At 76.6% G+C, this 24102-nt stretch carries 25 protein-coding genes; 15 read left to right on the top strand and 10 right to left on the bottom strand.

Going from position 1 to position 24102, the window contains the following annotated elements; genetic code table 11:
- Positions 1–73 precede the first annotated feature (73 nt).
- Positions 74–1162, top strand: a complete 1089-nt coding sequence (locus D7294_RS06565) for a phosphotransferase (protein ID WP_120676522.1) — start codon at positions 74–76, stop codon at positions 1160–1162.
- 111 nt (positions 1163–1273) lie between these two features.
- Here D7294_RS06565 and D7294_RS06560 read toward each other — a convergent pair whose 3' ends face one another.
- Positions 1274–1771, bottom strand: a complete 498-nt coding sequence (locus D7294_RS06560) for a hypothetical protein (RefSeq protein WP_120676520.1) — start codon at positions 1769–1771, stop codon at positions 1274–1276.
- 25 nt (positions 1772–1796) lie between these two features.
- Positions 1797–3632, bottom strand: coding sequence for a serine/threonine-protein kinase (locus D7294_RS06555; RefSeq protein WP_120676518.1), 1836 nt, complete (start codon positions 3630–3632; stop codon positions 1797–1799).
- Positions 3633–3863: 231 nt separating this feature from the next.
- Here D7294_RS06555 and D7294_RS06550 point away from each other — a divergent pair, with 231 nt between their 5' ends.
- Positions 3864–4898: a LacI family DNA-binding transcriptional regulator gene (locus D7294_RS06550; RefSeq protein WP_206619470.1), complete on the top strand. Its 1035-nt coding sequence runs from the start codon at positions 3864–3866 to the stop codon at positions 4896–4898.
- A 133-nt stretch (positions 4899–5031) separates the two neighbouring features.
- Here the strand turns inward: D7294_RS06550 and dmpI are convergent, their stop codons facing one another.
- From dmpI to D7294_RS06535, 3 genes are all read right to left on the bottom strand, one after another.
- Positions 5032–5214 carry a 4-oxalocrotonate tautomerase DmpI gene (gene dmpI, locus D7294_RS06545; protein ID WP_120676514.1) on the bottom strand — a complete coding sequence of 61 codons (183 nt, stop codon included), beginning with the start codon at positions 5212–5214 and terminating at the stop codon, positions 5032–5034.
- Between the two features lie 135 nt (positions 5215–5349).
- Positions 5350–6243, bottom strand: a complete 894-nt coding sequence (locus tag D7294_RS06540; RefSeq protein ID WP_120676512.1) for a LysR family transcriptional regulator — start codon at positions 6241–6243, stop codon at positions 5350–5352.
- Between the two features lie 115 nt (positions 6244–6358).
- Entirely contained in the window at positions 6359–7114 is a 756-nt protein-coding gene (locus D7294_RS06535) for a ThuA domain-containing protein (protein ID WP_120676510.1), read from the bottom strand.
- 199 nt (positions 7115–7313) lie between these two features.
- On the opposite strand from D7294_RS06535, the gene D7294_RS06530 reads away from it, so the two are divergent.
- A complete protein-coding gene (locus D7294_RS06530; protein ID WP_241562157.1) occupies positions 7314–8195 on the top strand; it encodes a hypothetical protein in 882 nt (293 codons plus the stop codon).
- Between the two features lie 154 nt (positions 8196–8349).
- On the opposite strand, the gene D7294_RS06525 is transcribed toward D7294_RS06530, so the two are convergent.
- Entirely contained in the window at positions 8350–8607 is a 258-nt protein-coding gene (locus tag D7294_RS06525; RefSeq protein ID WP_147450780.1) for a hypothetical protein, read from the bottom strand.
- Between the two features lie 447 nt (positions 8608–9054).
- On the opposite strand from D7294_RS06525, the gene D7294_RS33915 reads away from it, so the two are divergent.
- The 11 genes from D7294_RS33915 to D7294_RS06475 all read left to right on the top strand — a co-directional run bounded on the left by D7294_RS33915 (position 9055) and on the right by D7294_RS06475 (position 18768).
- A complete protein-coding gene (locus D7294_RS33915) occupies positions 9055–9129 on the top strand; it encodes a putative leader peptide (RefSeq protein WP_422070666.1) in 75 nt (24 codons plus the stop codon).
- Positions 9130–9496: 367 nt separating this feature from the next.
- Positions 9497–10363 carry an ABC transporter permease gene (locus D7294_RS06520; RefSeq protein WP_120676506.1) on the top strand — a complete coding sequence of 289 codons (867 nt, stop codon included), beginning with the start codon at positions 9497–9499 and terminating at the stop codon, positions 10361–10363.
- A 72-nt stretch (positions 10364–10435) separates the two neighbouring features.
- A complete protein-coding gene (locus tag D7294_RS06515; RefSeq protein ID WP_120676504.1) occupies positions 10436–11227 on the top strand; it encodes an ABC transporter ATP-binding protein in 792 nt (263 codons plus the stop codon).
- The gene (locus D7294_RS06510) at positions 11224–12852 is read left to right on the top strand and encodes an FAD-dependent oxidoreductase (RefSeq protein ID WP_120676502.1); all 1629 of its coding nucleotides are present in this window, start codon (positions 11224–11226) and stop codon (positions 12850–12852) included. The genes D7294_RS06515 and D7294_RS06510 overlap by 4 nt, the downstream gene beginning before the upstream one ends.
- Positions 12849–13241, top strand: a complete 393-nt coding sequence (locus D7294_RS06505; RefSeq protein ID WP_120676500.1) for a 4Fe-4S dicluster domain-containing protein — start codon at positions 12849–12851, stop codon at positions 13239–13241. Before D7294_RS06510 ends, D7294_RS06505 begins: the two co-directional genes overlap by 4 nt.
- 276 nt (positions 13242–13517) lie before the next feature.
- Positions 13518–14519 (top strand): ABC transporter substrate-binding protein, encoded by a 1002-nt coding sequence (locus tag D7294_RS06500; protein ID WP_120676498.1) that lies wholly within the window; start codon positions 13518–13520, stop codon positions 14517–14519.
- On the top strand, positions 14516–16117 hold the full coding sequence (locus D7294_RS06495) for an FAD-dependent oxidoreductase (RefSeq protein ID WP_120676496.1): 1602 nt from the start codon (positions 14516–14518) through the stop codon (positions 16115–16117). Before D7294_RS06500 ends, D7294_RS06495 begins: the two co-directional genes overlap by 4 nt.
- Positions 16114–16617, top strand: a complete 504-nt coding sequence (locus D7294_RS06490) for a 4Fe-4S dicluster domain-containing protein (protein WP_120676494.1) — start codon at positions 16114–16116, stop codon at positions 16615–16617. The genes D7294_RS06495 and D7294_RS06490 overlap by 4 nt, the downstream gene beginning before the upstream one ends.
- 70 nt (positions 16618–16687) lie before the next feature.
- Positions 16688–17674 carry a dihydroxyacetone kinase subunit DhaK gene (dhaK, locus tag D7294_RS06485; RefSeq protein ID WP_174248291.1) on the top strand — a complete coding sequence of 329 codons (987 nt, stop codon included), beginning with the start codon at positions 16688–16690 and terminating at the stop codon, positions 17672–17674.
- A 31-nt stretch (positions 17675–17705) separates the two neighbouring features.
- Positions 17706–18311, top strand: a complete 606-nt coding sequence (dhaL, locus tag D7294_RS06480) for a dihydroxyacetone kinase subunit DhaL (RefSeq protein WP_241562156.1) — start codon at positions 17706–17708, stop codon at positions 18309–18311.
- Positions 18304–18768 (top strand): PTS-dependent dihydroxyacetone kinase phosphotransferase subunit DhaM, encoded by a 465-nt coding sequence (locus tag D7294_RS06475; RefSeq protein WP_120676488.1) that lies wholly within the window; start codon positions 18304–18306, stop codon positions 18766–18768. The genes dhaL and D7294_RS06475 overlap by 8 nt, the downstream gene beginning before the upstream one ends.
- Positions 18769–18799: 31 nt before the next feature.
- Here the strand turns inward: D7294_RS06475 and D7294_RS06470 are convergent, their stop codons facing one another.
- The 3 genes from D7294_RS06470 to D7294_RS06460 form a co-directional block, all read right to left on the bottom strand.
- Positions 18800–19300: an NUDIX hydrolase gene (locus tag D7294_RS06470; RefSeq protein WP_120676486.1), complete on the bottom strand. Its 501-nt coding sequence runs from the start codon at positions 19298–19300 to the stop codon at positions 18800–18802.
- A gap of 98 nt (positions 19301–19398) precedes the next feature.
- Positions 19399–20220, bottom strand: coding sequence for an aspartate/glutamate racemase family protein (locus D7294_RS06465; RefSeq protein ID WP_120676484.1), 822 nt, complete (start codon positions 20218–20220; stop codon positions 19399–19401).
- 10 nt (positions 20221–20230) lie between these two features.
- Positions 20231–21616, bottom strand: a complete 1386-nt coding sequence (locus D7294_RS06460; protein ID WP_120676482.1) for a TerD family protein — start codon at positions 21614–21616, stop codon at positions 20231–20233.
- 327 nt (positions 21617–21943) lie between these two features.
- Here D7294_RS06460 and D7294_RS06455 point away from each other — a divergent pair, with 327 nt between their 5' ends.
- Positions 21944–22489, top strand: a complete 546-nt coding sequence (locus D7294_RS06455) for a DUF6643 family protein (RefSeq protein ID WP_241562155.1) — start codon at positions 21944–21946, stop codon at positions 22487–22489.
- A gap of 28 nt (positions 22490–22517) precedes the next feature.
- Here the strand turns inward: D7294_RS06455 and D7294_RS06450 are convergent, their stop codons facing one another.
- Positions 22518–23897 carry a family 2B encapsulin nanocompartment shell protein gene (locus D7294_RS06450; RefSeq protein WP_241562154.1) on the bottom strand — a complete coding sequence of 460 codons (1380 nt, stop codon included), beginning with the start codon at positions 23895–23897 and terminating at the stop codon, positions 22518–22520.
- Positions 23898–24102 lie beyond the last annotated feature (205 nt).

Here is a 24102-nt window from a genome sequence, read left to right as displayed (position 1 = left end):
GGTGCCGAGACGGCTCGTGCCAGGTCCGGGAGCGCCGTGAACCTTCCGGCACACGAAGGGACCATGTCCGCCTATGTACCCCGCACCCTCTCCCGCGGTTGTCCGTCCGCGGCCCGGCCGCCGGCTCGCCGACGCGCCGGGTGCCGAGCTCGTGTGCGAACGCCCCCCCAGGCAACGCCGGCCCGTGGCCCCGGCCGCGGGGACCCGGCTCGACTTCTCGGGCGCGCGAGGGGAACGGCTGCGCGCCGCGCTGTCCGGTGTGCACGAGATCTGCCCGGAGTTCAGCCCGGTGCAGGTGCTGCGGGACGGCGGGTCCGTCGTCCTGCTCGGCATGGCCGGCCGCCGCGCGGCGGTGGCCAAGTGCCTGCCGGCCCCCGCGGGGGCCAGGGCCGAGCGGCTGCGGCAGGAGATAATCGCCCACCGTTCCTTCGTGCGGCTGCGCCCGCCGGTGCGGGTGCCGCGGCTGATCGCGGACGACCCGCACGGCTGCACCCTGGTGACCGAGTTCGTGCCGGGCCGGGTGGCGGGCGCCAGGCGGCACGCCGCGCCCCTGCCCTCGGCCGCCGATCTGCGGGCGGCGCTGGCCGCCTTCGGCCGGCTCAACGCCTGGCGGCCGCCGCGGGGCCTGTTCCCCGAGGCCGTCAACTACCCGGCGCAGCTGGCGCGTTACCACAACCTCGGGCTGCTCACCGACCGGGACGTGAGCGACCTGCACACCCTGCTGCACGGGCTGTGCCCGCGCGGGCAGGAGCTGCCGCGGCAGTTCTGTCACGGCGGCGCGACGCTGGGCAACGTCCTGCTCTCCCCGACCGGTCCCGTGCTGATCGGCTGGGAGGCGGCCGGCTGGTACCTGCCCGGCTACGACCTGGCGACGCTGTGGACGATGCTGGCGAGCGTGCCGCAGGCCAGGCGGCTCATCACGCAGACCGCGCACGCGGGCGGGCAGCCGGTCCGCGACGCCTTCCTGGTGAACCTGATGCTGGTGCTCACCCGCGAGATCAGGCTGTGCGAGGAGGCCGTGCAGCGGGCGATGCACCAGCCGGTGGCCACGCCCGTCGGCGGCCTGGCCCAGGGCGAGGAACGGCGGCTGCTCCTGCGGCGGCTGCACGAGGACTGGGCGCTGGCCAGGCGGGCGGTGCGCACCGCGGTGGGCACCCGCTGAGCCCGCCGCCGCGGGGGCGCGGCCGGCCGGCGGGCGGGCGCGGGTCCGCCGCGCGGGCAGCCGCGCCGGGCCCGCCCGTCCACGCGGCGGCCCACCGGGGGAAGCCGGGGCTCAGCGCTGGAACATCTCCGCGGGCAGCGGCTTCAGCAGCTGGTAGAGCTCGTCGGTGATCGGCCGCTCCCAGCTCGCGATGGTCACGAGCACGCCGTCGCTGCGGTCGAACTGGACGCAGGAGATGCGGCCCTCGGTCAGCGTGATCCGCCGCACCACCAGCAGGCTGCCCTCGTGCATGACGGGAACCTCCTCGGTCCCCAGGGCCCGCACCTCCTCGTCCAGGTCGAGCGCGGCGAGCAACTGGTGGACCTCGAAGGGCACCTCGCCCTCGGCCACCTCCCTGGCGGGAGAGCCCTCGGGCAGGTTGCCGATCACCATCGCCGGGCCGCGGCCGCCGAACAGGTCGTAGCGCAGCACCACCCCCTGGCAGCTGCCGTCGGGCGCCGGCAGCAGCCCCGCGCCGAGCACCCCGGGCCAGTCCCCCGGGTCCATCGCCAGGACGTCGAAGTCGGGACCTGCGGGGGAGGCGGCGCCGCGGCGGCGGAGAAAGGACATGCGGCCCATGGTACGTGGGGGCCACTCACTCCTCGCCCGGGCCGGTTTCCCCGGGCTCGCGGGGGATCGCCACCTGCCGGTACAACTCCGCGGCCTCCGCCGCGCGGCCCAGTTGCTCCAGGCACAGCGCCTCGTCGTTGCGGCTCGCCAGGGCCTCGGGGTGGCCCGGGCCCAGCACCCGCTCCCTGGCCTGCCGCACCTCGCGGTACTCGTCCAGGGCCTCCTCCCAGCGGTCGAGCCAGCCGAGCCCGACGGCGATCTCCCGGCGGCTGACCAGGGTGTCGGGATGGTCGGGCCCCAGGACCTCGGCCCGCACCGACCACACCTCGCGGGCCTCGGCCAGGGCCTCCTCCCAGCGGCCCAGGCGCCCCAGGCTGATGCCGAGGCCGTGCCGGGCGCGCAGCGTCTCGGGGTGGCGCTCGCCCTGGCTGCGGGTCCTGGCGGCGATCAGCTCCCGGTACAGGCTCAGCGCCTCGGCGGGGCGGCCGAGGCGGCCGAGGCTGATGCCCGTCTCGTAGCGGGCGTCGAGGGTGTCGGGGTGGTCGGGGCCCAGCAGCCTGGCGCGGGCCTCGGCGACCTGCCGGTAGCGGGTGAGCGCCTCCTCCCAGCGGCCGAGGCGGCCGAGCGCGTACGCCGCCTCGTAGCTGCTGTCCAGGGTGTCGGGGTGCTCGGGCCCCAGGGCGCGTTCCCGTTCGGCCGCGACGGCCCGGTGCACGTCGCAGGACTCCTCCCAGCGGCCCAGGCGCCCCAGGCTGAGCCCGGCGCGGTGCCTGCTGGAGAGGACGGCGAGGTACTCCGGGGAGGGCCCGCGGCGTTCGCCCTCGGGGCGCACGAGGGTCGCGTGGGCCAGTCCCGTCCACTGGCCGGTGAGTCCGGCGGAGCGGTCGGGCGGGGCCAGCCGCAGCGACCAGGAGCCGCTGGCCCGCGAGCCGGCGCGCATGCCGCGGGTCCACGCCGGCAGCCGCTCGGCCTGCCTGGGCTGCGGCAGCCGCCCGGGGGCGGTCCGCCGGCCCAGCACGCCCAGGGCGACGCGGCGGGCGAGGGCGGCCGCGTCCTGCGGGCGCTCCGCGGGGTCCTTGGCCAGCAGCCGGAGGATGAGGTCCTCCAGCTCGGCGGGGAGGTCGGGGCGGTGCGCGCGGGGCGGCTCGGGCGGGGTGTCGCGATGGCCGAGGAGGACGGACCAGGGGTCGCCGAGGTCGAAGGGCGGTGCGCCGGTGGCGATCTCGTACAGGACGCAGCCGAAGGAGTACAGGTCGCTGCGGTGGTCGACCTCGATGCCCGCGATCTGCTCGGGCGACATGTAGTGCGGGGTGCCCATGGCCATCCCGACGCTGGTGAGCTTGGCGGTCATGCCGATGTCGTGGGCGAGCCTGGCGATGCCGAAGTCGCAGATCTTCACCGTGCCGTCCCGCAGCCGCATCACGTTGGCCGGCTTGAGGTCGCGGTGGACGATGCCCTGGGCATGGGTGTAGGCGAGGGCGGTGGCGACCTGGTCGGCGATGTCGCAGACCTCCTCGACGGGCAGCGGCTGCGGGCGGTGCTCGGCGAGCAGTTCGCTCAGGTTGCGGCCGTCGAGCAGCTCCATGACGAGGTAGAGCATGCCCTCCCACTCGCCGAAGTCGTGGACGACGGTGACCCCGCGGTGCTGGAGGGCGGCGGCCACCCGCGCCTCGCGCCTGAACCGCTCCCTGAGGGTGCGCAGGAACGACTCCTCCTGGCGATTGCCCAGCGGCTTCAGGTACTTGACCGCCACCCGGCGGTCGAGCGCCTCGTCCCTGGCGCGCCAGACCTCCCCCATGCCGCCGCGCCCGATGAGCTCAAGTAGCTGGTACCGGCCGTGGATCAGCGTTCCCTTCGCCATCGCGCGTGCCTCGCCCCCCACCGGTTCGAGTCTCTTCTCCCCCTTGTACCCAGTATGGCCTCCGGCACGGAGGCTGCCCATCCCGTCACCGCCGAAACGGCGGGGCGTCCCCGCGGCGGCGCGTCCCTCCCGCCGGTCACGCGGAGTTCACCCGGAGGCACACCACTGGCTCAATCCTTACCCCCTGCATCGGTAGGCTTACGCTCCAAACGAGGGGATGGTGTTGCGTTCGTGTCCGGTCAGACGGTGCGACGCGCCGGAATCAGGCAGGTGGCCGCGGCGGCCGGCGTGTCGATGTCCACGGTCAGCAACGTGCTGAACAACCCTCAGGTGGTGGCCGATTCGACCCGGCTCCGGGTCGAGGCCGCGATGGACCGGGTCGGTTACGTACGCAACGGGGCGGCCAGGCAGCTGCGCGGGGCGCCGAGCGCCGTCGTGGGCTGCGTGCTCCTCGACACCGCCAACGCCTACTACTCGGCGGTGGCCCGCGGCGTGGAGGACCGGCTGGCCGAGGCGGACTGCGTGCTGGTCCAGTGCAGCACGGACGTGCAGCCGGAGCGGGAGGAACGGTTCCTGCGGCTGCTGGAGGAGCAGAGCGTGCGCGGCATCCTGGTGACGCCGATCGGCTCCCACCTCGACCGGCTCACCCGGCTCCACGCCCGCGGCACCCCGGTGGTGCTGCTCGACCACCCGCGCGACGGCACCGGCCTGTGCGCGGCCACCGTGGACAACGTGGCGGGCGGCGAGCTCGCGGCGGCGCACCTGCTCGAACTGGGCCACCGCAGGATCGCGTTCGTCCGCTCGGAGACGGCCGTCAGGACGATCAGCGACCGCACCAGGGGCATCCGCAGGGCGCTGCGGAAGGCCGGTCTCGACCCGGTGCGCTCGCTGGCGGAGATCCGGGTGGGCCAGGGCCCGATCGAGACCGTGGCCACCCAGGCGGCCGGGTCCCTGCTCGCCCTCGCCCCGCGGCCGACCGGCGTGATCTGCTTCAACGACGCCACCGCGCTCGCCATGCTGCGCGGCCTGCGGCTGCGCGGCGTGCGGGTGCCGGACGAACTGTCGGTCGTCGGCTACGACGACGTGGCCTTCGCGGCCGAACTCTCCCCCGGGCTCACCACCGTGCGGCAGCCGACCTATCACGTGGGGTACGCCGCGGCCGAGTTGCTGCTCGGCGAGACCGAGCCGGGGCACCGGCACCAGGAGGTGCTCTTCCACCCCCGGCTGGTGGTCCGCGACTCCACGGCCGCCCCGCACCCCGGCTGAACTCCCCCGCGGGGCGCGGGGCGTGCCCGGGCGCACGGCGTCACGGCGCCGGGGCCGCGGCCGCCCCCGCCGCGCCGGGCGGGGGCTGCGGGGCGGCGCGGGGCGGAAGGCGGGAGCCCCCGGCCCCCGCAGGTCAGGCGTCGCTCTGCAGCCTGCCCGCGGCGCCCCAGCTGTCGGCGGGCACCTCGTGAATCCACACCTGCACCGTCTCCGCCGGAATCCGGTACGCCTCCACGAAGGCGCTGGTGATCCCCTCCACGAGCCGCCGCTTGAGCTCGACGTCGCGGGGTCCCTGCTGTACGGTCACGATCGGCATGACGCTCTTCCTCCACTCGCCGGGAACCCGGCCCTTCCGGGTTCCGCCGGCCAGGCAAGTCCAGCCCGCCGGGGCCGCGCCGCCAAGGCCCAAGCCGGACTGGCAGCGATCACGCCTGCCGATCACGCCCGCCGCTCACTCGTGCCGGTCGCCCGCCGCGGCGCATGCGGCGCGCAGCAGCGGCAGGAACGGGGTGGGCGCCTCGGCGCGCACGCACAGCGCCGTGGTGAGCGCCAGCGTGCGCCCGCGCGGCGGGCGGAAGGCGACGCGGGCGGGCCGCAGTTGCCCGGCCTGCGAGGCGTACACCACGGTCCAGGTGGGCGGCCCGGCCCCGATCGCGGCCAGGGTGTCGTGCAGCGAGCCCGCCGGCGGTCCCGGCAGCGGCGCGAATCCGGCCTCCCGGCAGGCCCCGGCGACCAGATCGGCCAGGGCGGGGTTGCGGTGCCGCGGCACCAGGCGCAGCGGCAGCGGGGCGAGGTCGGCCAGGGCCACGTCCCGGCCGCGGCTCAGCCGGTGGCGGGCCGGAAGGGCGATCACCAGCGGCTCCTCCCACAGCGGGAGGAAGCGCAGGGCCCCGCCGCCGCGCGCCCCGCGCACGAAGGTGGCGTCCAGCGAACCGGCGGCCACCCGGTCGAGACGCTCCCCGGTGGGCGCCGCCACCAGCTCCACGGCGAGGTGCGGGGCCCGCCTGGCGAGGGCGTCGAGGACGTCGTCCAGGCGGCTGCCGAGTCCCGCGCTCGTGCCCAGCCGCAGCGTCCCCGCGTACTCCTGGGCGAAGGCGGCCGCCACGGCCAGCGCCCTGCTCTCGGCGGCCAGGACGGCGCGCGCCTCGGGCAGGAAGCGCTCGCCCGCCGGCGTGAGCCGGACGTGCCGGGGCGAACGGTCGAACAGGTCGGCGCCGAGCTCCCTCTCCAGGCGGCGGATCTGCTGGCTGACCGCGGGCTGCCCGATGTGCAGCCGCTCGGCGGCGCGGCCGAAGTGCCGCTCCTCGGCCACGGTGACGAAGTACCTCAGCTGCCGCAGCTCCACGGCGTGCCTCCCTCGGCGGCGGAACCGGGCCAGGGTAACCGCGCCGCCCCGGCGGGCGGTTCGGGCCGGCGCGACGGCAGGCGGTTCGGGCCGGCGCGCCGCGCCGCCCGGCGGCTCAGCGCGCGTACCAGCCGGGGGCGCGGCGCAGCGAGGGCCAGGGCGCGGGCGCCTCCGCGGACGCCCCCTGGCGCTCCCCCGCCGCCCACCTCGCGGCGTTGGCGAGGACGGTGCGGATGTCCTCGCGGTGGTAGACGGGGCAGGACTCGTGGCCGGGGCTGAAGTAGAACAGCCTGCCCAGGCCGCGCCGGTAGGCGAGGCCGCTGCGGAACACCTCGCCGCCCGCGAACCCGGAGACGAAGACCAGCTCGTCCGGCGTGGGGACGTCGAAGGGCTCGCAGTACATCTCGTGTTCGCGCAGCAGGATCGGCTGCGGCACCCCCGCGGCGATCGGATGCGTGGGGTCCACCGTCCACACCGCCTCCCGGTCGCCGTGCCGCCAGCCGCCGATCCGGCCGCTGGTGCCCAGCAGGGCACGGAAGATCTTGGACTCCATGGCCGAGTGCAGCAGCACGAGCCCCATGCCGGACAGCACCCGGTCCCTGACCCTGGCCACCGCCGCGTCGCTCACCTCCTCGTGGCGCGCGTGCGCCCACCAGAACAGCACGTCGGTCCCGGCGAGCAGTTCCCCGCCCAGCCCCTGCTCCGGCTCGCCGGGACCCGACGTCCTCGCGGCGAGTCCCCGCTCGGTCAGCCCGTCCGCGATGGCGGTGTGCAGGCCCGCGGGGTAGGCCGCCTGCACGGCCGGGTCCCGCGGCAGGTCCTCCGCCCAGACGGTCGCCCTGATCGCTCTCGCGGCGTTCACGTGCGTCACGGGGACTCCTCGTCGGACGGGGGGGTGCGGGCGGCATCCTTACACCTTTGTTGCAACGTCACAACCGTGCCCGGCCGGTCCCGCAGGCCGGGCGCAGGCGCGCGCCCGTGCCTGGCGCGCGGGCGGCCGGCTGGCTAGGGTGCCACCTCATGGGAGCGCTCCCAAAACCGTGAACGGCCCCGCTACGTACGGAGATTTCATGAGACGAACCCGCACGCCCTCCGTCCCGTCTCCCCGCCCGCCCGCCGGCCCGTCCGCCGCCCGGCGCGTCCGGCGGGCCCTGCTCGGCGCGTTGCTCCTCGCCACCTTCGCCACCGGCGCCGCCACGGCCGCCCCCGGCGGGACGGCCGCCCACGGGAGGGGGCACGGCGCCTGCTCCCGCGACGCCTCGCTGCTGTTCTGCGAGGACTTCGAGTCCCTGCCGCGCGGCGGTGCCACCAGCCTCGACTGGGGCGTGGACACCGAACGCGGCACGCTGACCGTCGAGCGCGAGCGGGGCCGCGGCCACCGGCAGGGGCAGGTGCTGCACGTCCACACCGAGGACAACGGCCACGCCTTCCTTGAGGCCGACGGGTTCTCCGCCCCGGGCAACAGCTTCTTCGGCAGGATGTGGCTGCGTGTCGCCGCCTTTCCCACCGCCCCGGACTGGGCGCACTTCACGCTCGTCGAGGCGACGGGCGAGGGCGACGGCAGCGTGGTGCGGCCGATCGGCGGCCAGTACGTGCCCGAGGTGGACGGCGGCACGGCGCTGTGGGGCGTGGGCTCAGACGGCGGCCCGACGGGCGACTGGACGAACTGGCGCGCCTCCGCGCCCGCCGCGGCCGGGGAGTGGACCTGCGTGGAGTGGGAGCAGGACGCGAGCGACAACCGGATCTCGGTGTGGCTCGACGGCCGGGCGCAGCCCGACCTGACCGTGACCACCACGGAACACGGCGGCAACCCGGTCGACTTCGTCTTCCCGCGGTTCGACACGGTGCGGATCGGCTGGCAGTTGTACCAGGCCGGCTCGGCGCCCGGCTCCTACGACGTGCTGCTCGACGACGTGGCCCTGGCGACCCACCGCCTCGGCTGCGGCTCCTGACCGGCGCCCCGGGGCCCGCGGGCGAGCGGGCCCCGGGCGGCGGTCCCGCGCCCGCCGGCCAGGGCCGCCTCCGTCCGGCGCGGGCCGCCTCGGGCCCGGCTTCGGCCCGGCCCCCACGCGGCGCGGCCCCCACCCGGCGCGGCCGGGGGCCGGTTCAGTCGGGCTCCGCGTCCAGGTCCTGGTCGGGGTCCGCGCTCCGGTCCTCGTCCCGGCCGAGGTCGAGAGTGGGGTCGCGGGTGGCGTCGTACCGCCCGGTGCCCCGGCAGTTGCGGCAGGAGCCGGATCTGACCAGCGTCTCGACGTGCCGGAAGGAGAAGGGATCGGCGCCGGGCACGTAGGCCCAGGAGTAGTACCTCATCCCGTCGCCATCGCAGAAGTTGCACGGGGCGGGTTCCCGCTGGGAAGCGGTCATGTAGCCCTGCACCGCAACTGGTCCTCCGTCTCCGAGAGCGCCGGCGGCCACCGGCCCGCTCCGCCGCCCGCCCGGCCCGCGCCGGTCCCTGGCGCGGCCACGGCGGCCCGATGGCGGGCGGCCCGTTTCCCTGAAGTTCCCGACGTCTTGCGACGTCTCCTGACGGTATATGCCCGCGGCGGGTGAGGTAGCCACTAAAGGTGATGGCGCTCACGTACCGGAATCCGGCCGCGTAGGGCCGGCAAAAGCCGTTGAGGCCCGGCGCCGGAAAGGCCGTCACGAGAATTCGCACGCTGTTCACGGCGCCCCGCGGTCCCCGCCCGGCCTGCGCAGACGGGCGGTGCGTGCGTGACGGCGGATGAAGCCGCGTTACGGGCACATGACCCGAGATGAACGGACTTGGGCGGACCCTACCCATTCGTCCACCTGTTCGCTACAGTCTCGGCCATGCGGATCATTGCCCGGTTCACCCGGCGGCGCGCCGTCGACCTCAAGCGGGTCGCGACCGCGATGTGTCGCTGACGCGCACCCCGCCTCCTCCCCGAACGTCCCCCGTTTCCCAGGCCGTTCGGCAGGGCCGTGCCGCAGGGCCGTCTGCGCCGCGCGCCGCCCGCCCGGCCTTCCCCGGACCTTCACCCGGACCCTCCACCGGCCGTGCCCCGGCGCCGCCGGCCCTCCGCCGCGGGCAGCGCCGCCCGCCGGGGGCGCGCCGCGTGCCCCCTCCTCCGCCCGCCCCGCCCGCTCCGCCGGGGCACACGCCTCCCCGTCACGCCTCCCCCGCCCGCTCGCCGCCTCCCGCCCGGGCCGCCCGGCCCTCCCCTCGCCGGCCGCCACGCCCGGCCGCCGCCCGGGGGCGGGCGCGGCGCGCCGCCGAAAGGACCGCACGACCATGCCCGAAAACCAGGCCCCCGTCCTCACCGCACCCGCGCCCGCGGCCCCGCCTCCCGAGCCCGGGCCCGCCGCCCCCCGGACGCGGGCGCGCGGGCGGCGGCCCCGCGGCGCGGCCGTCGCGCTGCGGCGGGTCAGCGGACTGGCGGCCGTGCTGCTGCTGTGGTGGCTCGGCACCCGCCAGGGCTGGTTCGGCTCGACGACCCCCTCGCCAGGCAGCGTCCGGGAGGCGGCCGTGGAGTTGCTCGAATCGGGCGACTTCGGGCACCACCTGCTCGTCTCCCTGGGACGGGTCGGGCGCGGGCTCGCCCTCGGCATCCCGCTCGGCCTCGTGCTCGGGCTCGCGGCCGGGCTGACGCGGTGGGTGGAGGACGTCCTCGACCCGCCGATCCAGGCGCTGCGGATGCTGCCGCACCTGGCCCTGGCTCCGGTCTTCATCATCTGGTTCGGCATCGGCGAGACCTCCAAGACGATGCTGATCCTCATCGGCCCGGTGTTCCCGCTCTACATCAACGTGCTGCACGGCATCCGCGGCGTGGACAACAGGCTGGTCGAGGCCGCCCGTTCCTGCGGGCTCGGCCGGTGGGGGCTGACCCGCAGGGTGATCCTGCCGGGCGCGCTGCCGCAGATCTTCGTCGGCCTGCGCCAGGCGCTCGGCATCGGCTGGCTCACCCTCGTCGTGGCCGAACAGACCGCCACCACCTCGGGGATCGGCTACCTGATGACCGACGCCCGCGAATTCCTGCGCACGGACGTGATGTTCGTCGTCCTCGTCACCTACGCCCTGCTCGGCGTCCTGTCCGACCTGCTCGTCCGGCTGCTGGAACGCCGCGCCCTGGCCTGGCGCCGCGGCTTCGCCGGGGTCTGAGCCGTGCGGGGACACGAGCGGCCGGGCACGGCCGCAAGGCCGGCGCCCGGCCAGGAGAAAGGAACCGTCCCGTTGTCCAGTCAGACCGATCAGGCCGGCCCCGCGAGCCGGTCCCCCGAGACCGGCCGGCCGCCCGGGCGCGCCGCCGCGCCCCCGGATTCCGCCGGGGTGCGGGTGCGCGGGCTGCGGCGCTCCTTCGGCACCCGGCGCGTCCTCGACGACCTCGAACTCGACATCGCGCCCGGCGAGTTCGTCGCCCTCCTCGGGCCAAGCGGCTCGGGCAAGAGCACGCTGCTGCGGGCGATCGGCGGCCTCGACCCCGAGGTGGAGGGGCACATCGACGTGCCGGAGCGCACCGCGGTGGTGTTCCAGGAGCACCGGCTGCTGCCCTGGGAGCGCGTCTGGCGCAACGTCACGCTGGGCCTGCGCGGCGGTGACCTGCGGGCCAGGGCGGTCGCCGCGCTCGACGAGGTGGGCCTGGCCGAACGCGCCGACGCCTGGCCCGCCACCCTCTCCGGCGGCGAGTCGCAGCGCGTGGCGCTGGCCCGCGCCCTGGTGCGCACCCCGCGGCTGCTGCTGCTCGACGAGCCCTTCGGCGCGCTCGACGCGCTGACCAGGCTCAGGGCGCAGCGCCTGGTCGAGCGGCTGTGGGAAGAGCACCGGCCCTCGGTGCTGCTGGTGACCCACGACGTGGAGGAGGCCCTCCTGCTCGCCGACCGCGCGCTGCTGCTCGGCGAGGGCGCCATCGCCAGGGAGTTCGCCGTGGACATCCCGCGGCCCCGTCCCCTCGACCACCCGCGCCTGCTGAGGCTGCGCGGCCGGCTTCTGGCCGGACTCGGCGTGACCGGAGGTGAACCCTCGTGAAGGAGACCACCAGGGAGGAGTTGCGGCTCACCGCCGACGTCCTCGTGGCCGGCGGCGGACCCGCCGGCGCCTGGGCCGCGGTGAAGGCCGCCGAGGCGGGGGCCTCGGTGGTGCTCGCGGACAAGGGCTACTGCGGCAGCTCCGGGGCGACCGCCGCCGCGGGCACCGGCGTGTGGTACGTCCCGCCGCGCGAGGACCTCAGGGAGGAGGCGATGGCCGCGCGCGAGGGTCTGGGCGGCCACCTGGCCGACCGCGGCTGGATGGCCAGGGTCCTCGACCAGACCTGGGAGAACATGCACGAGGTCGCCGCGATCAGCCGCTACCCCTTCCCCGTGGACGCGTCGGGCGAGCAGGTGCGGCGCGGCCTCCAGGGCCCGGAGTACATGCGGCGGATGCGGGTGCGGGCGAAGCGGGCCGGGGTGCTGGTGCTGGACCACTCGCCGGTGCTCGAACTGCTGGTCACCGGCGACGGGACGGTCGCGGGCGCGGCCGGCCACCGCCGGCAGGAGGGGCGCCCCTTCCGGGTGCGGGCGGGCGCCGTGGTGCTGGCCACGGGCGGCTGCGCCTTCCTCTCCCGGGCCCTGGGCTGCGACGTGGACACCGGGGACGGCTACCTGATGGCGGCCGAGGCGGGGGCGGCGATGTCGGGCATGGAGTTCTCCAACGCCTATGCCATCGCCCCGGCGTTCACCTCCGTCACCAAGACCGCCTACTACAGCTTCGCGACGTTCTACCACGCGGACGGCACCGTGCTCGAGGGCGCGGGCAGCCGGCGCGGCCGCTCGGTGATCGGCAGGACCCTGCTCGCCGAGGGCACCGTGCTGTGCCGCCTTGACCGGGCGGGCGAGGAGCAGCGGCGTGCGATGCGGCTGGGGCAGCCGAACTTCTTCCTGCCCTTCGACCGGCTCGGCATCGACCCGTTCACCGAGATGTTCCCGGTGACGCTGCTCGCCGAGGGCACCGTGCGCGGCACCGGCGGCATCCGGCTGACCGGCGCGGACTGCGCGACCGGGGTTCCCGGCCTCTACGCGGCGGGCGACGCCGCGACCAGGGAGCTGATCTGCGGCGGCTTCACCGGGGGCGGCAGCCACAACGCGGCCTGGGCGATGTCCTCGGGCACCTGGGCCGGGCGCGGCGCCGCCGCGTTCGCCCGCTCCCTGGGCGCCGCCGCCCACGCGCGCCCGGCCCGTCCCGTGGGCGGCGCGGGGCTGCGGCCCACCGGACGGACCTGGGCCCCCGGCGGGCACCGCGAGGTGGTGGCCGCCGTGCAGGCCGAGGTGCTGCCCTACGACAAGAACCAGCTGCGCGACGGGGCGGTGCTCGCCCCCGCGCTGGACTCGCTGCACGGCACCTGGCGGCGGCTGCGGGAGGCCCTGTCCGGGGCGGGCGGCGAGGCGGTGCGCGCCCGCGAGGCGGCGGCCATGGCGGCCACCGCGCGCTGGATGTACACCGCGGCGCTGGCCAGGCAGGAGACCAGGGGCATGCACAAGCGGCTCGACCACCCGCGCCAGGTGGACCCGGCCTGGCGCCGGCGCCTGGTGACCGGCGGCCTCGACGAGACCTGGTCCGTTCCCGAGCCGGGTCCCGCCACCTCGGCGCGGACGCCCCTGGAGGTGACGGCGTGATCGAGATCGTCTCGGCCGAGCGCTGCGTGGCCTGCGACAAGTGCGTGCTCGCCTGCCCGACCAACGTGTTCGACCGCGGCCCGGGCGGGGTGCCCGTGGTGGCCAGGCAGGAGGACTGCCAGACCTGCTACATGTGCGAGGCGTACTGCCCCGTGGACGCCCTCTTCGTGGCGCCGCACACCCATCCGCTCCCGGCCGGCTCGCCGCTGCGCGAGGAGCCGGAGGTGGCGGGGGCGGGGCTGCTGGGCAGCTACCGGGAGCGCATCGGCTGGGGCCGGGGCCGGGTCCCCGGCGCCCGGCTTGCGGTGGGCCCCGACCTGGACCGGGCGGGCCCGGCCCCGGCGGCGGGCCGGGCCCCCGCGGGGCCCGCGCGCGGCGCCCGCGACTGACTTCGGCGCGCGGGCGCCACGCCCGCACGCCACCGCCCGGGCGCGCGCCCCGGCGCCCGCCCAGGGCCGCGCCCGTCCGGCGCCGCGCACGCCCCCCGGGGCCCGCGGCGTACCCGCTCCCCCGGCCACCCCGGCCACCCCGCCCCACGGCACCCGCCCACCCGCCGTCCCGGCACCGCGGGACGACGTTCCCCGCGGCACCCCCCGTCCACCCCCTGCGCGCCCCGGCGCACCGACAGGCACGTTTCCCTCCACCCCCTGCGAAAGGCACCACCCATGTTCGGCACCAGAGCCAGAAGGCTGCTCTCGACGGCGGCCCCCCTCGCCGCCCTCGCCATGCTGGCGGCCGGCTGCTCCGACGCGGCGAGCGGCTCGGACGGCGGCTCCTCCGGCCACACCCTGCGGGTCGGCGTCATCGGCTCCAAGGCCGAGCTCAGCGGGCCCATCGGCTTCCTCGACTCCCTGGGGGAGCTCCAGCCGCGCCTGGCCGACCTCGGGTTCACCAAGGTCGAGGTCTACCCGTTCCCCAACGGCCCCGACCTCAACCAGGCGCTGGTGGGCGGGAGTCTGGACGTCGCCACCTACGGCGACACCCCCGCCCTGGTCGCCCGCGGCTCCGGCCTGGAGACCCGGCTGATCGCCCAGGCCTCCGTCGGCTCCGACGCCTCGATCGTCGTCAAGGCGGGCGGCCCGCGCACGCTGGCGGACCTCCAGGGCGCGCGGATCGCGGTGCAGACCGGTTCCTACATGCACCGCTATCTCCTCGGGGCGCTGCGCGAGGCCGGGGTGGAGCCGGGCGAGATCGTGCACGTCTACACGGCCGACACCGAGGCGCCGCTGGAGCGCGGCGACATCGACGCCGCGGCCCTGCCCCAGGCCAACGCCGCGGTCTTCGAGTCCCGGGGCTACGAGGTCATCGACCACCTGGCCGAGGACCACCCCGACCTGGCCGGGACCAGCGCCACCGTCTCCACCGACGGCTTCCTCGACGCCCACCCGGACTTCGCCGCCACCTGGCAGGACCTGCAGCAGCAGGGCGTGAACGAGGCCAGGGCCGACTTCGGCGCCTACCAGGACTTCGCGGTCTCGCTCTCGGACTTCCCCGCCGAGCTGGTGCGGCCCACCATCCGGGAGGACCAGCTGCCCGAGGGGCCGTTCCCCGAGGACGGGCTGCGGCTGCTGGAGGGCACCAAGGAGTTCCTGGTCGACGAGGGGTTCATCGACGAGGACTTCGACCTCGGCGACTGGCTCGTGGACGACGCGGGGTCGGGGGCATGAGGCTCGACGCCGACGTCCTCGTCCTCGGCGGCGGCCCCGCGGGCGCCTGGGCGGCGCTGGGGGCGGCCGAGGCCGGGGCGTCCGTCGTGCTGGCGGACAAGGGCTACCTGGGCACCAGCGGCGCCGCGGCCGGCGGCGGCAACAACCTGTGGTACCTGCCGCCCGACCCCGGGCTGCGCGCCGCCGCGATCGCCGGGCGGCAGCGGCTCGGCGGCCTGCTCACCGACGTGGACTGGATGGCCCGGGTGCAGGAGGAGACCTTCCGGCAGGTGAACCGGCTCGCCTCCTGGGGCTACCCCTTCCCCCGGGACGCGAGCGGGCAGGAGCGCCGCAGCAGCCTGCAGGGCCCGGAGTACATGCGGCGGATGCGGCGCCGGGTGCACCGCGGCGGGGTGCGGATACTCGACCACCACCCGGCCCTCGAACTCCTCGCCGACGAGGCGGGCGTGGTCACCGGGGCGGCCGGGCTGCGGCGCCAGGAGGGCTTCGCGCGCTGGGAGGTGCGCGCCGGGGCGGTGGTGCTGGCCACCGGCGGCTGCGCGTTCCTCTCCCGGGCCTTCGGGCTGAACGTGGACACCGGGGACGGCCACCTGATGGCGGCCGAACTCGGGGCCGAGCTGTCCGGCATGGAGTTCTCCGCCGTGTACGGGGCCTCCCCCGAGTTCGGCAACCACACCAAGGGCCTGATGATGCAGTACGCCACCTACTACGACGAGCGCGGCCGCCCGCTCGGCACCGCGGGGCCCGCCGGCCGCGACCTGCTCGCCCGGCGGCTCGCGGCCGGCGAGCGGGTCTTCGCGCGGCTCGACCGGGCGCCCGCCGCGCTGCGCGAGGCGATGCGCCGCTCGCAGCCGAACTACTTCCTGCCGATGGAGAAGGCGGGCATCGACGTGTTCACCCAGCCCTATCCGCTGCGTCTCGTCCTGGAGGGGACCGTGCGCGGCACCGGCGGCCTGCGGCTGTCGGGCGAGGACTGCGCCACCACCGTGCCCGGCCTGTACGCGGCCGGCGACGTGGCCACCAGGGAGCTGGTCACCGGCGCGGCCAGCGGCGGCGGCAGCCTGAACGGGGCCTGGGCGATCTCCTCGGGGACCTGGGCCGGGGCGGGCGCCGCCCGCTTCGCCGGGACACGCGGCCCGCTGCCCCCGCCCGGCGCGCTGCGCCCGGCGGGCCGGGCCGGGATGCGGCCCGGCGGCCCCGGGGTGGGCAGGGCGGAGGTGGACGCCTTCGTGGCCGCCGTCCAGGAGCGGGTGCTGCCGCTGCGGCACAACTACTTCCGCACCGCGGAAGGGCTCACCGAGAGCCTGCGCCTGCTCGACCCGCTGTGGGAGCAGGCCCGCGACCGGCTGGGCGCCGCGCCGGGGGACGGCAGGACCGCGCTCCGCGCCAGGGAGGCCGCGGCGCTGGCGGCGCACGCGCGCTGGATGTACCGGTCCGCCCTGGCCAGGGCCGAGTCCCGCGGGGTGCACCGGCGCGAGGACCGGCCCGCGGCCGGCCCCGGCCTCGCGCACCGGCTGCTGGTGTCGGGGCTCGACCGGGTGGCGGTGCGCCGGGACCCGGTGGCGCCGCGCCTGCTGACCGGGGCGGGTGTGCCGTGATCGAGGTGGTCAGCCGCGGCCGGTGCGTCGGCTGCGACCTGTGCATCCGCGTCTGCCCCACGGACGTCTTCGACCGGGGCGAGGACGGGATACCTGTCATCGCCCGGCAGGGCGACTGCCAGACGTGTTTCTCCTGCGAGCTCTACTGCCCGGTGGACGCCCTGTACGTGGCGCCGCTCGCCGGGCCCGCGCCCGAGGGCTCCCCGCACCGCGACGAGGCTGCGCTCGCCGCCTCGGGCGCGCTGGGCGCCTACCGGGCCACCGTCGGCTGGGGCGGCGGGCGGCGGCCCGGCAGCCGCCTGGACCACAACCACGTGTTCACCGCGGGCATGAACGGCCAGCCGGGCGAGCGTCCGGCCCCGCTGCCCGAGCCGGCCCTGCCGCCGCCGGCCGGCCCCGCCCTGCCGCCGCCCACGGCGGCGGGCCGCCGGGGCGCCCGGCCGGCCGAGGGCGCCGCCGATCGCGTCCGGGGTGCTGCCGATCGGGGAGGTGCTCCGTAGGCTGGTCCCGCGAAGACGCCCAGGCCCGGCCCGGGCGGCCGGCCGAGCCTGGGAGGACAGCCCGGTGAAGATGCTGATCAACGGCGCGGAGCGGGTCGTCGCCGACGCCCTGCGCGGGATGGCGGAGGCCCACCCCGGCCTCGCCGTGGACGTGGACAACCGGGTGATCACGCGCAGCGACGCCCCGGTCGCGGACAAGGTCGCCCTGGTGTCGGGCGGCGGCTCGGGACACGAGCCGCTGCACGGCGGGTTCGTGGGCCCCGGCATGCTGGACGCGGCCTGCCCGGGGGAGGTCTTCACCTCCCCCGTGCCCGACCAGATCCTGCGGGCCGCGACCTCGGTGCACGGCGGGCGGGGCGTGCTCTTCGTGGTGAAGAACTACACCGGCGACGTGCTGAACTTCGACATGGCCGCCGAGCTGGCCGAGGACGAGGGCATCGAGGTGGCCAAGGTCCTGGTGCAGGACGACGTCGCCGTCACCGACAGCCTCTACACCGCGGGCCGCCGCGGGACCGGTGGCACGCTGTTCGTCGAGAAGCTCGCCGGGGCCGCGGCGGAGGAGGGCGCGCCGCTGGACCGCGTCGCCGGCCTCGCCCGCCGGGTGGCGGACTCCTCCCGCAGCTTCGGCGTGGCGCTCGGCGCGCCCTCCACCCCCGCCAAGGGCGGCCCCACCTTCGACCTGCCGGCCGGGGAGCTGGAGTTCGGCATCGGCATCCACGGCGAGCCCGGGCGCGAACGGCGGGCGATGACCGGCGCCGCGGAGATCGCCGACGTCTCGGTGGCCGCCGTGCTCGACGACCTGAAGCCGACCGGCCCGCTGCTGGTGCTCGTCAACGGGATGGGCGGCACCCCCCTGCTCGAACTGTACGGATTCCACGCGGAGGTGCGGCGGGCGCTGCGCGAGCGCGGCGCGGAGGTGGCGCGTACGCTCGTCGGCAACTATGTGACGTCGCTCGACATGGCGGGCTGCTCGGTGACCGTCTGCCAGGTCGACGAGGAACTGCTGCGGCTGTGGGACGCGCCGGTGAGCACCCCGGCCCTGCGCTGGGGCCGTTGACCGGCCGGGCGGCCGTCGAGAGGAGTACCAGGTGGCTCAGGTGGACGCCGCGTTCCTGCGGCGCTGGCTCGGCAGGGTGAGCGAGGCCGTCGGGCGCGAGGCCGGGCGGCTGACGGAGCTGGACTCCGCGATCGGCGACGCGGACCACGGCCACAACCTGCGGCGCGGCTTCGACGCGGTCGCCGCCGGGCTGGAGAACGAGCCGCCCGCCACGCCGGGCGCGGTGCTGGCCTTCGCCGGGCGGACGCTGATCTCCACGGTCGGCGGGGCCGCGGGCCCGCTGTACGGCACGCTGCTGCGCCGCGCGGGCAAGGCCCTGGGCGAGGAGCGCGAGGTGCCGGACGAGCGGCTGGGGGAGGCCCTGCGGACGGGGGTGGACGCGGTGGGACAGCTCGGCGGGGCCAAGGCGGGCGACAAGACGATGCTCGACGCGCTGCTGCCGGCCGTGGCCGCGCTGCCCGACTACGCCGCCGCCGCGCAGGCGGCGCGGGAGGGGGCGGAGGCCACGGTGGCCTTGCGCGCCCGCAAGGGCAGGGCGAGCTATCTGGGCGAGCGCAGCGAGGGGCACATGGACCCGGGCGCGGCCTCCTCCGCGCTGCTGTTCGCCGCGCTCGCGGAGGTGGCCGCAGGTGAGTGACACGCCGCTGGTGGGCCTCGTGCTCGTCTCGCACAGCAGGGAGGTCGCCGAGTCCGTGGCCCGGCTGGCCAGGGGCCTGGCGGGCGGCGGGGTCCTCGCCCCCGTCGAGCCCGCGGGCGGCACCCCGGACGGCGGCCTCGGCACCAGCTCGGAGGCGATCGTGGCCGCCGCACGGCGGGCCGACGGCGGCGCCGGGGTCGCCGTCATCGCCGACCTGGGGAGCGCGGTGCTGACCGTGCAGGCGCTGCTGGCCGAGCACGCCGAAAATGCCGAGAACTCCGAGCACGCCGAGAACTCCGAGCACGCCGAGAATGCCGAACTCCCGCGGGACACGCGGCTGGTGGACGCGCCCTTCCTGGAGGGGGCGGTGGCCGCCCTGGTCACCGCCTCCACCGGGGCCGGCCTCGACGCCGTCGCGGCGGCCGCCGGCGAGGCGTACGCCTTCAGAAAGGCCTGACCCGCCGGGCGCGCCGCCGCCCGGCCCGGGTTCAGCGCACCGTGCCGGGGGCGGGGGCGAAGGCGGCGGGCGCGAACCAGGCGGGCCCCTCCTCGGCGGCCCGTTCGATCCTGGTCAGCGCGAACTGCCGCAGCGGCGGCAGCGCGTCCCGCGCGAACCAGGCGACCTCCAGGGACTCCTCGTCGTTGACCCGGGCCGTGCCGCCGACGGCCCGGCAGCGCAGGGTGATGTCGACGAACTGGCACTCGTCGCCGTTCGGGTACCGGGTGGGCGGCAGCGTCTCCACCAGCACCACCCGCTCGGCGACGCAGTGCACCGCCGTCTCCTCGTGGACCTCGCGCACCGCCGCGTCGGCCGGCTGCTCCCCCGGCTCCGGGATGCCGCCGATGATGGACCAGCCGCCGTCGTCGGCGCGGCGGCCGAGCAGCACCCGCCCCTCCTCGTCGAAGACCACCGCGCTCACGCCCGGCAGGAACAGCAGTCGGTGGCCGATGTCGGCGCGCAGGTCGCGGATGAAACCGGGAGTCGTCATGCCCCGAGCCTAGGAGATCGCCCCGTCCCCCGATCGGGCCCCGCCGCCGCGGGAGGGCGCCCGCCGCGGCCGGGGGCGGCCGGGCGGGCCGGTGCCGGTCAGCGGCCGCCGCGCGGGGAGGCGGCCGGCGCCGGGTGGCGGGCGGCGGCCCCGGTGAGGAACGCGCCCTCCGGGTAGGCGAGCAGCGCGGGGGGCACCTCGGCGGGACGGCCGCCGGCGTAGACGGTCAGCCGCGCCTGCCCGGCCGGGGCCTGGGGGCGGGCGGGCTCGCCGATGCGCCGCAGGGCCTGCGCGGCGACGGCCGCCGCCGAGCCGTGCAGGACCAGGGGGGCGCCGGTCAGCTCGGTGACGCGGGCCCGGATGGCGGCCGACACCAGCTCGTAGTGCGTGCAGCCGAGCACCACGGCCCCGACGTCCCGCGGGGTCAGCGCGGCGGCGGCGCGGACGGCGGCGTCCACGGCCGCGGGGTCGGCGCGTTCGACGGCGTCGGCCAGGCCGTGGCAGGGCACCTCGGTGACGGGCAGGCCGCCGGCGAAGTCGGCGATCAGCCGCCGCTGGTAGGGGCTGCCCGTGGTGGCGGGGGTGGCCCAGACGGCGAAGGGCGCCCCCGCCGCGGCGGCGGGCTTGACGGCGGGCACGGTCCCGATCACCGGCACCTCGGGCTCCAGCTCGGCCCGCAGCGCGGGCAGGCCGTGCACGGAGGCGGTGTTGCAGGCGACGATCAGGGCGTCGGGCCGCTCCGCGGCGGCGGCCCTGGCGCAGCGCAGCGCGCGGGCGGCGATGTCCGCGGGGTGGCGCGGCCCCCAGGGCATGCCCTCCGGGTCGCCGGACAGGACGAGGTCGGCGTCGGGCCGCAGCCTGCGCACGGCCGCGGCGGCGGCGAGCAGGCCGAGCCCGGAGTCGACGAGCGCGATCTTCACGGAACGAGGGTCACTTCCTGCCGGGGGTCCACTGCATGCCGAAGCCGTAGGCGTAGTCGACCGTACGCTGCGGGCTGACCCCGCGCTCGGGGACCAGGTACCGCACCTCGCGCTGCACGACCAGCTCGCCGCCCTCGTTCGTCAGCACCGCCAGGACGCAGACCGGGGAGGGCACGGTGCACTCGTCCAGCGTGAAGTCGACGGGCGCGCCCCGCTCCGGGGTGAGGGTGACGGTCGCGCTGATGTCCTGGAAGCTGCGGGCGCCGGAGTAGATCGTCACGAAGATGACCACCCGCCGCAGGTCCTTGGCGTGGTCCAGGTTGATGCTGAGGTTCTCGCCCTGGGTGAAGGCGCCGGTGCGGTCGTCGCCGTCCAGGTGCATGTAGGGCGGCTGGTGCAGGGAGCCGAAGGCGTTGCCGAGCGCCTGGATGACGCCCTTGCGGCCGTCCGCCAGCTCGAAGAGGGCGCACAGGTCGAGGTCGAGGCCGCCCGACATGGCCTTGTTGAGCCGCTGCCGCCACCCGCCGCCACCGCCGCCCTGGGCCTGGCGCTGCTCCCAGTTGAGGTTGATCACCATGCGGCCCGAGGCGCCCTGCTTGGCGAGGGAGATCTTCGGCGCGGCCTTGGTGAGCGTCACCTTGCTCAGGTTCACCGCGCCGGGCGCCGCGGCCTGCGGCGGCGGGGCCGGTACGCCGGCGCCCGCGGGCGGCGGGGCGGGGACGGCGGGTCCCGAGGGCGGCGCGGCGGGAGGGGGGAAGGAGGCGGCCTGGGGCGGGGGCGGCGGCCAGTTCTGCCCGGCGGGGCCCGGCTGGGCCGCCGGGGGCGCAGGCGGCGCCTGCGGGGGCGCGGCCGGCGGCTGCGGGGCCGCGGCGGGCGGCTCCTCGTCGACGCTGATGCCGAAGTCGGTGGCGAGCCCGGCCAGGCCGCTGTCGTAGCCCTGGCCGACCGCGCGGAACTTCCAGCCGCCCTGGCGCCGGTAGAGCTCGCCCAGGACGAAGGCGGTCTCCGTGGTGGCGTCCTGGCTGTCGAACCTGGCGAGCTCGGCGCCCGAGTCCGCGTCCAGGAGCCGGATGTGGAGCCCGGGCACCCGGCCGAACGTCCCGCCGTCGGCGGAGGCGGCCAGGGTGACGGTCTCGATCGCCGGCTCGACCTGGGCGAGATCGACGGCCAGCCGGTCGGTGACGGCGCCGGCCGCGGGCTGCTTCCCCTCGTGGCGCACGGCGCCCGAGGCGTGCCGCGGCTGGTTGTAGAAGACGAAGTCGTCGTCGGACCGGACCCGGCCGCCGGTCAGCAGAAGAGCCGAGGCGTCCACGTCCGGCACTCCGGGTCCCGCCGTCCAGCCGATCTCCACACGGACCGACCTGGCCGCCACCGGGACATTCGCACCTTTGAGCATCGCGGGATTTCCTCCGTCGGGCAGGCGTCGTCGGGCCACCTGCGGGGCTCGCTCCACTATGCCATCCCGCGTCCCGCGGCCCCGGGGGAGACCCCGCGCGCGCCCCTGTGGTTTCCTTCGTGTTCCGGGCGGGTTGCGGGCGGGCGCCGGGCGGCTTCCGGCGGCCTTCCGGCCTCTCCGGGACGCCGTAGCTCCCGAATTCGCCCGAATTTTTCTGTATTCTTCCTCGCTTGCTTTGAATTGAGGGTCCGAGCCCCGCCCAACCACGCGAAACGACCTGCTGATCGGTCTCCCCAACGGCCTCGTGGTGGGCTTAACTTATGGGGTATGACCTCCCCGCGTCCCTACGGCGGATACTCCTCCCCGTCGTTTCCCGACACCCCCATCTACGACAGGCTGGTGGCCGAGCGCGGAACTCCGCAGATCGCGCCCATCCGAGTCCCGTCGGCCTATGAGCCCCTGGGGTACCAGCACTCCCCCTCTCCGGCTCTGCCCGCCCTGCCCGCGCTGCCGGCGGGTCCCTCCCACGCGCCGGCCTCCCCGATGCCCGGCCACCCGCAGCCGCATCCGCAGCCCACCGGCGGCTACCCCGGGTACCAGGCGACGCCCGTCCGGCAGCAGCTGCCGGCCGCGCCCACGCCGCAGCCGCCCGCGCCCTACTTCCCGCAGCAGGCGACGGCGCCGCGGCCCTACCCCGCGCCGCAGGCCCCGCAGGCGCCCCTGCCGCAGCAGATGCGCCCGGCGGCGCCCCGCCCGGCCCCGCCGCGCCCGATGCCCGGCACCTTCCAGCAGCCGGGGCAGGGCGCGTACCAGACGCAGCAGCACCCCTATCCCGCCCCCGGCTACTGGTCGGAGCAGGGAGGCGGCCAGTAGCCGAACGGGGAGGCGGGGCGGTCCGTCCTCAGATCTCCACGTCCTCGAGAATTCCGAGGGCGTCGGGGACGAGAACCGCCGCGGAGAAGTAGGTGCTGACCAGGTAGGAGATCACGGCCTGGTCGTTGATTCCCATGAATCGGACGTTGAGGCCGGGCTCGTATTCCTCGGGAATGCCGGTCTGACGCAGGCCGACCACGCCCTGGTCGGCCTCCCCGGTGCGCAGCGCGAGAACGGCGCTGGTGCCGAGGGGGGTGACGGGGATCTTGTCGCACGGCAGCAGGGGAATGCCGCGCCAGGTCTGCACGGTCGCGCCGTCGATCTCGGTGTGCCCGGGGAGGACGCCGCGGGCGTTGCACTCGCGCCCGAAGGCGGCGATCGCCCTGGGGTGGGCCAGCAGGCAGCGCGTCTTGCGGCGGCGGGAGACCAGGGCGTCGAGGTCGTCGGGGGTGGGCGGGCCCGAGCGGGTGTGCAGGCGCTGCCGCAGGTCGGCGTTGTGCAGCAGGCCGAACTCCCGGTTGTTGACCAGCTCGTGCTCCTGCCGCTCCCGCAACGCCTCGATCGTCAGCCGCACCTGCTCCTCGACCTGATTCATCGGCTCGTTGTACAGGTCCGCCACCCGCGAGTGCACCCGCAGCACCGTCTGCGCCACACTCAACTCGTACTCCCGCGGCTCCAGCTCGTAATCCACGAACGTCCCCGGCAGCACCGGCTCCCCCACATGCCCCGACGCCAGCTCGATCGCCGCCTCGCCGCGGGAGTTCCGGCGCGGCGCGGGCCGGTGGGCGACCCGCTCCAGGTGGGTGCGCAGCGCGGGGGAGGCGCCGGCCGCGGCGGCGACGGCGGAAAGCGGGAGCGCCAGCACGGTGCAGCGGGTGAGGGCGCGCAGGGTCTGCGGCCAGGCGCCCGGCTCCCGGGCGCCGAGGGCGTCCGCGCCGAAGCTGTCGCCGCCGGCCAGGAGGCCCAGGCCCACCTCGTGGTCCCAGGCGCCGGGGGCGTAGCGGCCCGCCTTGCCGTGGGCGAGCAGCAGGACCTCGGCCACCTCCTCGCCCGCGGCGGCGATGACCTCGCCCGCGGCGTACTCGCGCGGGACGCAGGCCGCGGCGAGCTCGCGCAGGGCCCCCTGGTCCGCGAGGCCGCGCAGCGCGGGCAGTTCGGTGAGCGAGGCGGGCACGGCAAGGATCCGGCCGGCCTCGGCGGTGAAGGCGACGCGCCCGGTGCCGAGCGGGTGGGTGAGGCGGCGGTTGACCCGGTAGGTGCCGGCCCGGACCTCCACCCAGGGCAGGACCCGCAGCAGCCACCTCGGGGAGCGTGCCTGCATCTGCGGCGGGGTCTTGGTGGTGCTCGACAGGTTGCTCGCGGCTGCGGTGCCGAGGCTCAGCCGCTCGGGCTGCGCGGGGGAGTTCACGTGCGTGAGCCTTCCGAGGTGGGGGCGCCCGGGGGGCGCGCGATGCGGATGCCGGACCGGAACGCGCGGCGGGAAACGACGGCAGCGGTCTGCGGGAACGAACCCGCGGGCCGCACCGCGAAAACGGCCTGCGGACACGGTCCGCGGACTGGAATGGGGCAGGGGGGGAGCAGAGGAGAGCAGGGAAGTGCCGGTAGGGGCCGCA

Source organism: Streptomyces hoynatensis, from assembly GCF_003626535.1.
GTDB lineage: Bacteria > Actinomycetota > Actinomycetes > Streptomycetales > Streptomycetaceae > Streptomyces > Streptomyces hoynatensis.
The sequence above is the reverse complement of the archived record's forward strand: the minus strand, read 5'-3'. Positions and strand labels throughout refer to the sequence as shown.

Coding starts and splice junctions, on each gene's coding strand:
- D7294_RS06565 (WP_120676522.1), top strand. CDS start 74: ATGTACCCCGCACCCTCTCCCGCGGTTGTCCGTCCGCGGCCCGGCCGC.
- D7294_RS06525 (WP_147450780.1), bottom strand. CDS start 8,607: ATGACCGCTTCCCAGCGGGAACCCGCCCCGTGCAACTTCTGCGATGGC.
- D7294_RS06520 (WP_120676506.1), top strand. CDS start 9,497: ATGCCCGAAAACCAGGCCCCCGTCCTCACCGCACCCGCGCCCGCGGCC.
- D7294_RS06455 (WP_241562155.1), top strand. CDS start 21,944: ATGACCTCCCCGCGTCCCTACGGCGGATACTCCTCCCCGTCGTTTCCC.
- D7294_RS06555 (WP_120676518.1), bottom strand. CDS start 3,632: ATGGCGAAGGGAACGCTGATCCACGGCCGGTACCAGCTACTTGAGCTC.
- D7294_RS06530 (WP_241562157.1), top strand. CDS start 7,314: ATGAGACGAACCCGCACGCCCTCCGTCCCGTCTCCCCGCCCGCCCGCC.
- dhaK (WP_174248291.1), top strand. CDS start 16,688: ATGCTGATCAACGGCGCGGAGCGGGTCGTCGCCGACGCCCTGCGCGGG.
- D7294_RS06460 (WP_120676482.1), bottom strand. CDS start 21,616: ATGCTCAAAGGTGCGAATGTCCCGGTGGCGGCCAGGTCGGTCCGTGTG.
- dmpI (WP_120676514.1), bottom strand. CDS start 5,214: ATGCCGATCGTGACCGTACAGCAGGGACCCCGCGACGTCGAGCTCAAG.
- D7294_RS06500 (WP_120676498.1), top strand. CDS start 13,518: ATGTTCGGCACCAGAGCCAGAAGGCTGCTCTCGACGGCGGCCCCCCTC.
- D7294_RS06560 (WP_120676520.1), bottom strand. CDS start 1,771: ATGTCCTTTCTCCGCCGCCGCGGCGCCGCCTCCCCCGCAGGTCCCGAC.
- D7294_RS06495 (WP_120676496.1), top strand. CDS start 14,516: ATGAGGCTCGACGCCGACGTCCTCGTCCTCGGCGGCGGCCCCGCGGGC.
- D7294_RS06470 (WP_120676486.1), bottom strand. CDS start 19,300: ATGACGACTCCCGGTTTCATCCGCGACCTGCGCGCCGACATCGGCCAC.